The 12412-nt window shown below is 70.7% G+C and carries 12 protein-coding genes and 1 riboswitch; of the genes, 4 read left to right on the forward strand and 8 right to left on the reverse strand.

What is annotated here, in order from left to right:
- Positions 1-364: 364 nt before the first annotated feature.
- Complete coding sequence (locus tag ABD073_RS11335; protein WP_343874705.1) at positions 365-1168, forward strand: sirohydrochlorin chelatase; 804 nt, start codon at positions 365-367, stop codon at positions 1166-1168.
- Positions 1169-1226: 58 nt separating this feature from the next.
- Here the strand turns inward: ABD073_RS11335 and ABD073_RS11340 are convergent, their stop codons facing one another.
- Positions 1227-2081, reverse strand: a complete 855-nt coding sequence (locus tag ABD073_RS11340; RefSeq protein WP_386778151.1) for a PPK2 family polyphosphate kinase — start codon at positions 2079-2081, stop codon at positions 1227-1229.
- Between the two features lie 126 nt (positions 2082-2207).
- The gene (locus tag ABD073_RS11345) at positions 2208-3272 is read right to left on the reverse strand and encodes a DNA polymerase domain-containing protein (RefSeq protein ID WP_343874710.1); all 1065 of its coding nucleotides are present in this window, start codon (positions 3270-3272) and stop codon (positions 2208-2210) included.
- A gap of 43 nt (positions 3273-3315) precedes the next feature.
- On the opposite strand from ABD073_RS11345, the gene msrB reads away from it, so the two are divergent.
- On the forward strand, positions 3316-3771 hold the full coding sequence (msrB, locus tag ABD073_RS11350) for a peptide-methionine (R)-S-oxide reductase MsrB (protein WP_343874713.1): 456 nt from the start codon (positions 3316-3318) through the stop codon (positions 3769-3771).
- A 49-nt stretch (positions 3772-3820) separates the two neighbouring features.
- Here the strand turns inward: msrB and ABD073_RS11355 are convergent, their stop codons facing one another.
- The 4 genes from ABD073_RS11355 to hemE form a co-directional block, all read right to left on the reverse strand.
- Complete coding sequence (locus ABD073_RS11355) at positions 3821-4858, reverse strand: ABC transporter substrate-binding protein (protein WP_343874715.1); 1038 nt, start codon at positions 4856-4858, stop codon at positions 3821-3823.
- A 22-nt stretch (positions 4859-4880) separates the two neighbouring features.
- Positions 4881-5678 (reverse strand): ABC transporter permease, encoded by a 798-nt coding sequence (locus ABD073_RS11360; RefSeq protein ID WP_343874717.1) that lies wholly within the window; start codon positions 5676-5678, stop codon positions 4881-4883.
- An 83-nt stretch (positions 5679-5761) separates the two neighbouring features.
- Positions 5762-5893: riboswitch (FMN riboswitch) on the reverse strand.
- Between the two features lie 79 nt (positions 5894-5972).
- A complete protein-coding gene (gene hemQ / locus ABD073_RS11365) occupies positions 5973-6713 on the reverse strand; it encodes a hydrogen peroxide-dependent heme synthase (RefSeq protein WP_343874720.1) in 741 nt (246 codons plus the stop codon).
- Positions 6714-6742: 29 nt separating this feature from the next.
- The gene (gene hemE, locus ABD073_RS11370; RefSeq protein WP_343874816.1) at positions 6743-7786 is read right to left on the reverse strand and encodes a uroporphyrinogen decarboxylase; all 1044 of its coding nucleotides are present in this window, start codon (positions 7784-7786) and stop codon (positions 6743-6745) included.
- A gap of 121 nt (positions 7787-7907) precedes the next feature.
- On the opposite strand from hemE, the gene ABD073_RS11375 reads away from it, so the two are divergent.
- Both ABD073_RS11375 and ABD073_RS11380 read left to right on the forward strand, forming a co-directional pair.
- Positions 7908-8498, forward strand: coding sequence for a DUF3000 domain-containing protein (locus ABD073_RS11375; RefSeq protein ID WP_343874722.1), 591 nt, complete (start codon positions 7908-7910; stop codon positions 8496-8498).
- Entirely contained in the window at positions 8495-9784 is a 1290-nt protein-coding gene (locus ABD073_RS11380) for an HRDC domain-containing protein (protein ID WP_343874724.1), read from the forward strand. The genes ABD073_RS11375 and ABD073_RS11380 overlap by 4 nt, the downstream gene beginning before the upstream one ends.
- A 4-nt stretch (positions 9785-9788) precedes the next feature.
- Here the strand turns inward: ABD073_RS11380 and dxs are convergent, their stop codons facing one another.
- Positions 9789-11693 (reverse strand): 1-deoxy-D-xylulose-5-phosphate synthase, encoded by a 1905-nt coding sequence (gene dxs, locus ABD073_RS11385; protein ID WP_343874725.1) that lies wholly within the window; start codon positions 11691-11693, stop codon positions 9789-9791.
- Between the two features lie 146 nt (positions 11694-11839).
- Positions 11840-12319, reverse strand: a complete 480-nt coding sequence (locus ABD073_RS11390) for a hypothetical protein (RefSeq protein WP_343874727.1) — start codon at positions 12317-12319, stop codon at positions 11840-11842.
- Between the last annotated feature and the right edge of the window lie 93 nt (positions 12320-12412).

Consider the following 12412-nt stretch of genomic DNA (forward strand, 5'->3'; position numbering starts at 1 on the left):
GGTGGGCCGTCTCGCACGGTGGATGTTCATCGCGATGTCAGGTCCGCAGGTCAGACTGTGCCCCGCCGTGACGAACGGGCCGGTGCGCGCCGGTGTGGAAGAAAGTTGAAAGCTGTGAAATCTTCGGCGCTGCCGCATCCCGCCCACGAAGCGTGGCTCGATCTGGGCCACTGACGCCCCATTTAGTCGAAAACCGTAAAATCTCTCATGGGATCGCCTGTCTCGGCCATCCCGGAATCTGACCGCATGATGATACGTAATCTCACTATGTGGAATTTCGCTTGCAGGCAAGGACTTTTGCGGGAAAGAGTTCGAGCAACGGCAACGGAGCCGCCTTCCAGTCCCCCAGCGGAAAGGCACTCAGATGACTGCCCCGGCGTTGATCTTGTTGGCCCACGGCTCCACCGAGCCCCACCAGAATGCTGCCCTGCACCAGCTCCGCGTGCAGATGCAGCAGGCCCGTCCCGAGCTCAACGTCAACCTCGCCTTCATCGACCGCTGTCCCCCCTCGGGCCCGGCCGTGGTGCAGGCCCTGGCCAGCCGCGGCGTGCGGGAGATGGTCTTCGTGCCGCTCGACCTGACCCACGCGGTCGAGGCCGACGAGCAGGCCCACGAGTTGCTGCAGCGCGTCCGCATCGCGCATCCCGAGATCGCCTTCACCATGTCGCGGCCGCTCGGCCCGGCCACGGACCTGCTGAACGTGCTCGACGTCCGGCTCCGCGAGGCGCTGCGCCAGAGCCACGCCACCGAGGTCGACGCGTTGGTGCTGTCCACCTCCACCAGCGGCGACACCCGCGGCAACGCCCTGGTGGCGCGTCGCGCCCGCCAATGGGCCTCCCACCACCGCCTCCCGGTGCTGGTGGCCGTCACCGACGGCGCCGGCCCCGGTGTGGTGCAGGCCATGGCCTCGCTGCGAGCGCAGGGTCGCCGTCACATCGCGGTGGGCAGCTTCTTCATCGCCGGTGACGAGGGCTTCAGCACCCAGCGCGAGGCGGCGATCGCGGCCGGCGCCGAGGCGGTCTCCGCGCCGATGGGCGGCCACGAGTTCATCCTGGACCTGGTGATGGCCCGTTACGCCTATGCGGCGATGGAGTTGCTGGATGCCGCCACCACGGCCCAGGAGCCCCAGGAGCCGGCCGAGATCCCGCTCGACGCCATCTCGCTCTGATCCCGGACGCAGGAGAGGGCCGCACCCACCGGGTGCGGCCCTCTCGTCATGCCGGCGGTCAGCTGTCCTCGACGCGGCGACGCTCGGCGGCCACGTCGAAGTCGGCCTCGGGCCAGGCCAGGTCCATCTGCTCCAGGGTCTCCAGCAGGATCTGCGCCACCGCCCAGTTGCGGTACCACTTGCGATCCGACGGGATGTGGTACCAAGGCGCGGAGTCGGGATTGCAGCGCTCCAGCAGGTCGCCGTAGGCCTCCATGTAGGCATCCCACTTCTGGCGCGAGTCCACGTCGCCCGGGTTGTACTTCCAGTACTTCTCCGGGTTGTCCAGCCGCTCCAGCAGCCGGGCCTTCTGCTCGTCGGCGGAGATGTTCAGGAAGCACTTGATGACCCGGGTGCCACCGGAGACGAGTTCGGCCTCGAAGTCGTTGATCTGCTGGTAGCGGGCCTTCCACTCCTTGATCGGCACCAGCTGGTTGACGCGCCCGATCAGCACGTCCTCGTACTGGGAGCGGTCGAAGATGCCGATCATGCCGGCCTGCGGCACCTCCTTGCGGATCCGCCACAGGAAGTCGTGGCGCAGCTCGGCGGCGGTGGGCGACTTGAAGGCCTTCAGGTGGATGCCCTGCGGGTCCACCATGCCGATGGCATGGCGGATCACGCCACCCTTGCCGGAGGTGTCCATGCCCTGCAGGATCACCAGCACGCGCGGTGCCTTGGAGTCCTCCCGTCCGGCGGCGTAGAGGCGCTCCTGCAGGTCGGACAGCCGCGGCTCGATCAGCTCGGCCTGGGCCGGTGCGTCCTGCTTCCCCTTGCCCGGGAAGCCCGGGGTGGCCGAGGGGTCCAGGGCGGCGACGTCGACCGCGCCGGCGGGGACCCGCAGCAGATCGCGCAGGCTGGTGTCGGTGCCCACCACGCCCTGCTTCGACTTCTTGGACGCGCCGGAATCCTTGGACTTGTCCGACTTCTTCTTCGATGACTTCTTTGCCATCCAGACATCATGGCCCACGGCCACCCTCGATGTCAGCGGACGGGCGCCATTTCAGCTGGTGGCGTCAGGCTCGTCGTGGTGGCGGGCCCGGCTGGGCTGCACCCGCGGCGGCTCACCGGGCATCTTCGGGTACTCGGGCGGATAGGGCATCTCGCCCTCGCCGGCCTCCGCATCGCGCCCGTACCAGGACAGGGCCGTGGCCAGGCTGCGCGGCGTGGCCGTGTACAGGCCCGCCCACAGGTCGCCATGCTCGGCGAAGCGCTCCGGCATGGTCTGCACCGTGAACCAGGAGGGGTCGACGCCCTCCACCTCCTCCCAGCGCAGCGGGGCCGAGACCTGGGCGGTGGGCACCGGCCGGATCGAGTAGGGCGAGGCCATCAGCCGGTCGCGCGCCATCTGGTTGAAGTCCACGAAGATGCGCTCGCCGCGCTCCTCCTTCCACCAGTTCACCGTCACCTGCTCCGGCATCCGTCGGGCCAGCTCACGACCCACCGCGATGGCGGCGTGGCGGGCGTCGATGAAGTCGCACGGCTCCACCCGGCTGAAGACGTGCAGGCCCCGGCCCCCGCTGGTCTTGACCCACGGCTCGAGTCCGGCCTCCTGCAGCACCTCGCGCAGCTCGAGGGCGGCGCGCGCCACCTCGGCGAAGCCGGTGCCGGGCTGGGGGTCCAGGTCGATGCGGAGCTGGTCCACGTGCTCGGTGTCCGGTGCGGTCACCGGCCAGGGATGGAAGCGCAGGGTGCCCAGGTTCAGCATCCAGACCAGGTCCGCCACATGGGTCGGGGTCACCTGTTCGGCGGTGCGGCCCGAGGGATAGGTGACGGTGGCCACCTCGACGCCCTCCGGCATCCCCTTGGGGGCCTTCTTCTGGTAGAAGGCGTCCCCACGGCCGTCGGCCCGGGTGGCCATCACGGCGCCCTCGAAGACACCGCCGGGCCAGCGTTCCATGGTGGTGGGGCGACGGTAGAGGCCGGCCAGCAGGCCCTCGCCCACGGCCATCACGTAGTGCGCCAGGTCGAGCTTGGTGAGGCCCAGCTCGGGGAAGTAGACCTTGTCAGGGCTGGACAGGCGGACCTCGCGGTCTGCGACGCTGAGCATCGTGGCAGTCTTCGGCATGGGGCCAAGGGTAGGCTGAAAGACCCCGACCTTGGAGGACATGATGACCAGCGATCCCAGCATCGACCCCACCACCGGCCTCGCCCCGGTGGGCAAGGTGGTCAAGAGCGAGGCGGAGTGGCGGGCCCAGCTCGACGACCTGGAGTACGCCGTGCTGCGCCAGGCCGCCACCGAGCGCCCCTTCACCGGCGAGTACACCGACACCACCACCGAGGGCGTCTACCGCTGCCGCGCCTGCGGCACCGAGCTCTTCCGCAGCAACCAGAAGTTCTCCTCGCACTGCGGCTGGCCCAGCTTCTTCGCGCCGCTGGCCGAGGAGCGGGTCAGCTATGTCCGTGATGACTCGATCCCGGGCCGTCCCCGCATCGAGGTGCGCTGCGCCGCCTGCGAGTCGCACCTGGGCCATGTCTTCGAGGGCGAGGGCTATGACACCCCCACCGATCTGCGCTACTGCATCAACTCGGTCTGCCTGACCCTGGAGCCCGCGGACCAGACCTGAGCAGCCTGAGCACGCTCCCCCCGGGCCGGTGCGGCCGGCCCGGAGGGGCTCACGCCAGCACCGAGGCGTCGACGGCCCTCGAGCCGTCCACCTTCCTGCTGATCAGCCCCGCCTGGTGCATGAAGTCGGCCATCTCGACGAATCGGTCGGCCGACAGCTTCAGCTCGGGCACCTCCTGCTCGCCCTTCCACAGCGGGATCGTCGCCTTCAGGGTGGTCAGCGCATTCTTCTGGGCGGTGGCGGCGTCCAGGCCCGGGATGTGGGCGATGCTGGTGGTGATCGCCGCCTGCGGGTCCGCGACCACCCCCTGCACGGACTCGACGATGCCGCGGCAGACCTGCTCCACGAGCTCAGGCTGCGACTCCAGGGTGGCCCGGGTGGTGACGATGGAGGAGCTCACCAGTGGGATCTCGTCGGCGAGCGGGATCTGGCGGACCGCCACACCGTTGGTCGCGAACTGCACCACGTCGTTGTTGCTGAAGCCGACGATGGCGTCCACCTTGCGGGTGGCCAGGGCCGCCTGCTGGGTGTAGCCGATGGACTGGATGGTCAGGTCGGTGCGCGCCAGGCCGGCGGTGCGCAGCGCCACCTGCAGGCCGAACCAGCTCTCGCCGTACTCCCCCGGGATGCCGACAGTGCGGCCCTTGAGCTGCGCCAGCGAGGTGATCGGGGAGTCCTCGCGCACGATCATCACGATCGGGTAGCGCTGGTAGTAGCCGGCCACCGTGACCAGGTCCATCCCCTCGGCATTGGCCTGGACCACCTCGTCGCCGCCGGCGATCACGAAGTCCTCCTGGCCGGAGGTGAGCGCGGTGAACAGTCCCTCGTCGGCGCCGTGGTGGCGTAGCGTGACCCGGGCACCGCGCCGGGTGAACAGGCCCTTCTCCTGCGCCCAGTAGAAGGGCGCGAACTGGATGTTGGGGATGTAGGTCAGGCCGATGGTGCAGGCCGGCAGACCCGCGCCCGGGGTGGAGACCTTGGGGCTGGCGGACTGCTCGGCCTGGCGCACGGCGGTGCCATTGCATCCGGACAGGGCCAGCGCACCGAGGGCGCCGGCGACCAGGCCACGGCGGGAGAGCTGGGTCATGGGGGTCAACCTTTCGTGGGGATCAGGACTCGCGTCGCTGGGCGTTGACCACGCGGGAACGCCGCTCGACCAGACGAATCAGGGAGTAGAGCAGGGAGGCGACGGCGCAGAGCACGATGATGGTGGAGAACATGCCGGCGGTGTCGATGGCCTCGCGCTGCACGGTCAGCACCTGGCCCAGGCCCTTGCCGCCCATCACCATCTCCCCCACCACCGCGCCGGTGATGCTCAGTGTGAAGCCATTGCGCAGCCCGGCGAGGCTGTTGGGCAGCGCCAGCGGCCCCTCGATGAAGCACAGCTGGGCCCAGCGTCCCGCCCCGTCGACACGAGAGGCGTCGACCACCTCGGGGTCGACGTGGCGCAGACCCACCAGCGTGGAGACCAGGATCGGGAAGAAGACCATCACGGCGCACAGCAGCATGACCGGCACCAGCCCATAACCCACCCAGAGCACCAGCAACGGCGCCAGGGCGATGGCCGGGACGGCCTGGGTGGCGCCCAGGAAGGGGTTGACGGCGGCCGAGAACCAGCGGGACTCGTGGATGGCCACCGCGAGCGGCAGGCCCACCAGACAGCCGACCAGGCAGCCTCCCAGCGCCTCCAGCAGTGTCAGGCCCAGGTGCTGCCACAGCGTGGGCCCGGCCAGGTCACTGACCAGGCGTCGCAGCACGGTGCCCGGCGAGGGCAGCACATAGCCGGGCCAGTCGGTGAGCTGGACCAGGAGCTGCCAGGCGGCGAGCAGCACCAGGGCGAGCAGCAGCGGCGCGATGATCGCGCGTGTGGAGATCGCCCTGCTGGTGGGCTGGGTCACCGGTGCCATGATTCCTTTCCGCTGCGCTGCGCGAGCGGGGTGACGGCATGTCGGCAGGCGGCCCGGGACGCACTCGTGGGGCGTCGCCAGGCGCCGTGCTTCCTCCCATCCGGACTTTCACCGTCGGTCCCGGAATTCCACCGGATCAACCATCTCGAGCTGCCTCGATCTGGGTCGCGGACTGTCACCGCCGGCTCGGATTTTCACCGACCCCGGAGCACGTAGCAAGGGCCAGTATAGGCACGAGCGCCGACGTCGTGATGACGTCGGCGCTCGTGGTGGCCGGGGTGGTGCCGACAGCTGTCAGCAGCAGCCGCAGCCGGCCTGGGAGGCGGTGCCCCAGGAGGCGACGATCTCGGACAGCTCGCGGCGACGGCCGGTGAAGAAGGGCTGCTCCTCGCGCATGTGGCGACGCGCGGCGGCGGCCCGCAGGTCGCGCATCAGGTCCAGGATGCGGTGCAGCTCGTCGCACTCGAAGCTCAGCAGCCACTCGTAGTCACCCAGGGCGAAGGAGGCCACCGTGTTGGCCCGCACGTCCGGGTAGGGGGCGGCCATCATGCCGTGCTCGCGCAGCATCTGCTTGCGCTCCTCGTCGGGCAGCAGGTACCACTCGGTGGAGCGAACGAAGGGGTACACGCAGATGTTGCCCAGTGCCTTCTCGCCGGCCAGGAAGGCCGGGATGTGGGCGCGGTTGAACTCGGCGGCGCGGTGCAGGCCCACCTGGGACCAGACCGGCACCAGGCTCTCCCCCAGCTCGGTGGCGCGCAGCGCGAGGTAGGCGTCCTGCAGGGTCTCGGAGCTCGGGGCGTGCCACCAGACCATCAGGTCGGCGTCGGCACGGAAACCGGCCACGTCGTACCAGCCCCGGATCACCAGGCCCTTGCCCTCGGTGGCCTGCTCGATGGCGGCCAGCGCGTCGGCGGCGGCGGTCTCGGAGACCGCGCTGGTGCGCGCGAAGACCGAGTACATCGTGTAGTTGATGTCGGAGTTGATGACCTCGGCGTCGATGCCGGCCTGCGGGTCGCTCTGGGGGCTTGCTGTCATGCTCTTCTCTCCTCGGATCGGGATGGGTGTCAGTCGGTGTGTCCGGCCTCGGCGCGCAGTGCCGGGCCCTCGGTGTGGACCAGCTCGACGATGCGGGTCAGCACGTCGGGGTCGGTGCTGGGGGGCACGCCATGGCCCAGGTTGACGATGTGGCCCGGGGCGACGGCGCCGCGACGGATCACCTCGCGCAGGCGCTCCGCCAGCACCTCCCAGGGCGCCAGCAGCAGGGCCGGGTCCAGGTTGCCCTGCACGGCGTGCCCGGGCCCGATGCGACGGCTTGCGACGTCCAGCGGGGTGCGCCAGTCGACGCCCACCACCTCGGTGCCGGCCTCGGCCATCGCGGGCAGCAGCTCGGCGGTGCCGACGCCGAAGTGGATCCGTGGCACCTCGCGCTCCAGGCCACCCAGCACCGCCTGGCTGTGCGGCAGCACGCGGGCCCGGTAGTCCTCTTCCGCCAGCGCGCCGGCCCAGGAGTCGAAGAGCTGCACCGCCTGGGCCCCGGCGTCGACCTGGACCTGCAGGAAGGTGCGCGAGACCTGCGCCAGCCGGCGGCACAGCTCGTCCCACAGCTCGGGATCGCCGGCCATCATGGACTTGGTGAGCGCGTGGTCCTTGCTGGGGCCGCCCTCGACCATGTAGCTGGCCAGGGTGAAGGGTGCGCCGGCGAAGCCGATCAGCGGCGTGGCACCCAGCTCGCCCACCAGGCTGGTGATCGCCTCGGTGACGAAGCCCACCTGTGAGGGGTCCAGTTCGCCGAGCTGGTCCAGGTCGGCGCGGGTGCGCACCGGGCGGGCGATCACCGGTCCGGTGCCGGCCACGATGTCGAGGTCGACGCCCATGGCCTTGAGCGGCAGCACGATGTCGGAGAAGAAGATGGCCGCGTCCACCCGATGCCGGCGCACCGGCTGCATGGTGATCTCGTGGATCATCCCGGGATCGCTGCAGGCGTCGAGCATCCGGGTGCCGACGCGCAGCTCGCGGTACTCCGGCAAGGAACGGCCGGCCTGACGCATGAACCAGACGGGCAGCCGGGTGCCCTGCCGGCCTCGGGCCGCGGCCACCAGGGCCGGCATGGACGACGGGGTCGGGTCTACGGGTGCGGTCACGGGTTCGATCTTCCCACACCCGGTCCAAGGGGTCACACTGCGGCGAGTCTCTCCCGTTGTGGAGCGCCCGTTGCATAACCTCGTGGCTGTGAGCTCACCCTTTCCGCCCGATGCCGATGCAGACTTTGGTGCCCTGACCCGGGAGCTGGAGGGATTCACCTGGCGTCCCGAGGTGGAGATCGAGCAGATTCCTTCCCCGCAACGCATCGCCCCCCATTCGGTGGCGGTGGCCGCGGACGTGGTGAGCGGCGGCGAGGATGTCGGCAACGGCCGGCTGGTGCTGCTGCACGATCCCGCCGGGAACGAGGCCTGGCAGGGAACCCACCGCTGTGTCACCTTCGCGCGTGCCGAGGTGGACCTGGAGATGGTCACCGATCCGCTGCTGGCCGAGGTGGGCTGGTCCTGGCTCACCGATGCCCTGGCCGACCACGGGGCCGACTACCTGGCCGCCTCCGGCACGGTGACCGCCGTCTCCAGCCGGTGCTTCGGCGGCATGCAGGACGAGCCGGACCGTGCCGAGGTGGAGATCCGCGCCTCCTGGACCCCGGTGATCGACGGCCCCACCGGTCTGACCCCGCACCTGGCCGCCTGGCAGGACCTGCTGTGCATGACGGCCGGGCTGCCCAGCCTGCCGCAGGGCATCGTGATGCTGGGCTCGCGCCAGGGGCGCACCCGATGAGCGGGACGACGGTACCGCAGGAGGACTCGCAGGAGACCGTCGAGCTGCCGGTGCTGGACCGTCCCCGCGACGGCCTGCCGGTGGTGGTGGACAGCCCCGAGGCCTTGGCCGCGGCCCAGGCCGCGCTGGTGGCCGGCAGCGGTCCGCTGGCGGTGGACGCCGAGCGGGCGCAGGGTTTCCGCTACTCCGCCAAGGCCTACCTCTTCCAGTTCCGCCGTGAGGGTGCTGGCAGCTTCATCGTCGACCCCACTGCCTTCGAGCAGGGCCAGCAGGTGGCCCAGCTGGGCGGCTTCGGCGAGGCCCTGGCCGACGCCGAGTGGATCATCCACGCCGCCTCCCAGGACCTGCCCTGCCTGGTGGAGGCCGGCATGGTGCCGCGCACCGTCTTCGACACCGAGCTCGCCGGGCGTCTGCTCGGCCTGCCGCGGGTGGGCCTGGGCGCGATGATCGAGCAGTACTTCGGGGTCCGGCTGCTCAAGGAGCACTCGGCCGCCGACTGGTCGCGCCGCCCGCTGCCCGAGGAGTGGCTGAACTACGCCGCCCTCGACGTGGAGCTGCTGGTGGAGCTGCGCAACCAGATGGCCGACGAGCTCGAGGCTGCGGGCAAGCTGGACTGGGCCCGCCAGGAGTTCGCCCACCTGGTGCAGCACTGCACCGACGAGGTGGCGCCCCGCCCCGAGCGCTGGCGCCGCACCAATGGCATGCACCAGGTGCGCACCCCGCTGGCGCTGGCCGTGGTGCGCGAGCTGTGGACCGTGCGCGACGAGCTGGCCGTCAAGCTGGACAAGGCCCCTGGACGGCTGGTGCAGGACGCCGCGATCTGTGAGCTGGCCGCCCGCGCCGCCTCCACCCGACCCGCCCACGTGCCCACCAAGGACGAGCTGCGCGCCGTCAACGGCTTCAAGCGCCGCACCGCCCGCCAGTACGAGAACAACTGGCTGCAGGCGCTGGCCCGCGTCGAGCAGATGGGACCCAAGCAGTACCCCTCGATGCACGTGACGCCGGACGGTCCTCCCCCGCCGCGCAGCTGGGAACGCCGCCATCCCGAGGCCTTCGCCCGCTGGAACCGCGTGCGCCCCCGCACCCAGGAGATGGCCGAGGAGCTGGGCATGCCGCCGGAGAACCTGGTGAGCCCCGACACCCTGCGTCGGATCGCCTTCACTCCGCCCAGCCCGCTCGACGAGGCCGGCGTCGACGCCCGGCTGGCCGAACTGGGGGCCCGGGCCTGGCAGCGCGGCTTCCTGGTGCCGGTGCTCACCGAGCTGCTGGCCGACCAGCAGGACTGAGAGCTCAGGCCTGGTGCTGCTCGGCGGGCTGTCCCGCCTGCTGCGAGAGCCAGCAGCCCAGCACCTCTCGGGCGATGTCCGGCCCGGTGAGGCCGCACTCGGCCAACACCTGGCCACGGCTGGCGTGGTCCAGGAAGCGCTGCGGGATGCCGAAGCACATCAGCGGGGTGTCCACCCGCACCCGTCGCATCTCGTGCGAGAGGCGGGCACCCACGCCGCCGGCCACCATCGAGTCCTCGATGTTGACCACCAGCTGGTGGCGGGCGGCCATGTCCACCAGGGCGGGGTTCACCGGCAGCGACCACAGCGGGTCGACGACGGTGGCGCGCACGCCCTGCTTGTCCAGCAGCGCGGCCACCTCGAGCGCCAGGCCCACGAACTGTCCGTGGCCCACCAGCAGCACCTCCGCCTGCTCGTCGTAGGCCACCAGGTCCATGCCCTCGGTGTGGCGTAGCGCCTCGATCGGGTCGGGCAGCTTCTCCTTGGACCAGCGCACCACGGTGGGGGCGTCGTCGACGCCCAGTGCGGTCTCCAGCGCCTCCTCCATGCGCTGCCGGTCACGGGGGCTGGACAGCCGCAGGCCGGGCACGAGGCCGCAGATGCCCACGTCCCACATGCCGTTGTGGCTGGCGCCGTCCGGTCCCGTGACGCCGGCACGGTCCAGGCAGAAGGTGACGCCCTGACGGTGCATGGCCACGTCCATCAGCATCTGGTCGAAGGCGCGGTTCAGGAAGGTGGAGTAGACCGCCACGACGGGGTGCAGCCCGCCCGCGGCCAGGCCGGCGGCCGAGGTGACGGCGTGCTGCTCGGCGATGCCGACGTCGAAGACGCGGTCCGGGTAGACCTGGCTGAAACGCCCCAGACCCACCGGGTGCAGCATGGCGGCGGTGATGGCCACCATGGTGGGGAACTTCTCCCCCAGGCGCACCATGTGGTCGCTGAAGGCATCGGTCCAGGTGGCCTGGACCGCGGCGGAGAGCGGCTCGCCGGTGTGCTCGTCGATCTTGCCGACGGCGTGGAAGCGGTCCTGCTCGTTGTCCTCGGCGGCCTTGAAGCCGCGGCCCTTCTGGGTGATGCAGTGCACGATCACCGGGCCGCCGAAGTTCTTGGCGGCCTCCAGGCTGCGCTCCAGCGCCTCCAGGTCGTGGCCGTCCACCGGGCCGACGTACTTCAGCCCCAGGTCGGAGAACATGCCCTGCGGGGCCAGCACGTCCTTGAGGCCGGTCTTCATGCCGTGCAGCAGGTCGTAGGCCTGGCGACCGAAGAGCGGGGCGTTGTTGATCGCCCGCTTGGCCACCTCGAGGGTCTGCTCGTAGCGGCGGTCGGTGCGCAGGCCCGCCAGGTGGGCGGCCAGGCCACCGACCGTCGGGGTGTAGGAGCGGCCGTTGTCGTTGACCACCACCACCATGCGCAGGTCGTCCTGCACGGCCAGGTTGTTCAGGGCCTCCCAGGCCATGCCACCGGTGAGGGCACCGTCGCCGATCACCGAGACCACGGTGCGCTGCTCGCCCTGCAGCCGGAAGGCCTTGGCCAGGCCCTCGCCCCAACTCAGCGAGGTGGAGGCGTGGGAGTTCTCCACCCAGTCGTGCTCGCTCTCGGCGCGCGAGGGGTAGCCGGACAGGCCACCCTGCTGGCGCAGGCCGGTGAAGGCCTCGGCGCGGCCGGTGAGGATCTTGTGCACATAGCTCTGGTGCCCGGTGTCGAAGATCACCGGGTCGCTCGGGGAGTCGAAGACGCGGTGGATGGCCATGGTCAGCTCGACGACGCCCAGGTTGGGGCCCAGGTGGCCGCCGGTGCGGCTGACATTGGTCACCAGGAAGGCGCGGATCTCCCGTGCGAGGTCGTCGAGTTCGCTGCGCGACAGCCCTCGCAGGTCGGAGGGCTGCTTGATCTGGTCCAACAAAGCCATGGGGACCATCCTAGGTCCGTGGACACCTGCCCCATGCCCATCTCCGCTGACCGCGCACAAGTGTTGCCCAGAATCGCAGACCGACCGGGCTCCGGGCGCCCCCGTGGAGGCAGTCGGCTGCGACCCCGGTGCGGCGCTGCAGGCCGTCACAGCCGGGGCAGGAAGATGCGGCCGCGCAGCGTCTCCTCCACCAGCATCACCGCCCGGCGGACCCGCACCAGGCGGGCGCCCTCCGACTGGATGGCCTCGGTGGCACGGTCCAGCACGTCATTGTCCACGTACTCCCCCAGGCTGGCGCGGGCCGTGGCCAGCGCCTCACGCGAGGAGCGGATCTGGCCCTCGACGAATTCGGCCGCGAAGCGGGCCAGCACCACCGGATGGCGCCGCAGCACCGGGTAGCCGCGGTAGTCCGCCGGGCACTGGTCCAGCAGCCAGGCCACCGCGCTCTGCTCCCAGTCCGGCACGCCGGGCGGCAGCACCTCCTGCGGCCAGCCCGGCGGCACGTAGACCTGCTGGCCGCGGTCCCCGGGGCGGGCGTCGCGAGGCACAGAGCGCAAGGAGCCACCGGCATGGAACTCCCCCGAGCCCTGCTGCTGGGGGTACTGCCTGAATGCCATGGCGGACATGACGCCTCCTTCGAATACATGTTCGATACTAGGTCGGGGTCGGACGATGGGCAATCCCCGCCGACGACCACCAGCCTGCAGGTCGGCACTGAC

This window comes from Luteococcus peritonei (assembly GCF_039526385.1).
In the GTDB taxonomy this organism is placed as follows: Bacteria; Actinomycetota; Actinomycetes; order Propionibacteriales; family Propionibacteriaceae; genus Luteococcus; species Luteococcus peritonei.

Excerpts from the sequence above, each read along its gene's own strand:
- ABD073_RS11335 (WP_343874705.1), top strand. The coding sequence starts at position 365 with ATGACTGCCCCGGCGTTGATCTTGTTGGCCCACGGCTCCACCGAGCCC.
- ABD073_RS11345 (WP_343874710.1), bottom strand. The coding sequence starts at position 3,272 with ATGCCGAAGACTGCCACGATGCTCAGCGTCGCAGACCGCGAGGTCCGC.
- msrB (WP_343874713.1), top strand. The coding sequence starts at position 3,316 with ATGACCAGCGATCCCAGCATCGACCCCACCACCGGCCTCGCCCCGGTG.
- ABD073_RS11355 (WP_343874715.1), bottom strand. The coding sequence starts at position 4,858 with ATGACCCAGCTCTCCCGCCGTGGCCTGGTCGCCGGCGCCCTCGGTGCG.
- ABD073_RS11360 (WP_343874717.1), bottom strand. The coding sequence starts at position 5,678 with ATGGCACCGGTGACCCAGCCCACCAGCAGGGCGATCTCCACACGCGCG.
- hemQ (WP_343874720.1), bottom strand. The coding sequence starts at position 6,713 with ATGACAGCAAGCCCCCAGAGCGACCCGCAGGCCGGCATCGACGCCGAG.
- hemE (WP_343874816.1), bottom strand. The coding sequence starts at position 7,786 with ATGCCGGCCCTGGTGGCCGCGGCCCGAGGCCGGCAGGGCACCCGGCTG.
- ABD073_RS11380 (WP_343874724.1), top strand. The coding sequence starts at position 8,495 with ATGAGCGGGACGACGGTACCGCAGGAGGACTCGCAGGAGACCGTCGAG.
- dxs (WP_343874725.1), bottom strand. The coding sequence starts at position 11,693 with ATGGCTTTGTTGGACCAGATCAAGCAGCCCTCCGACCTGCGAGGGCTG.
- ABD073_RS11390 (WP_343874727.1), bottom strand. The coding sequence starts at position 12,319 with ATGTCCGCCATGGCATTCAGGCAGTACCCCCAGCAGCAGGGCTCGGGG.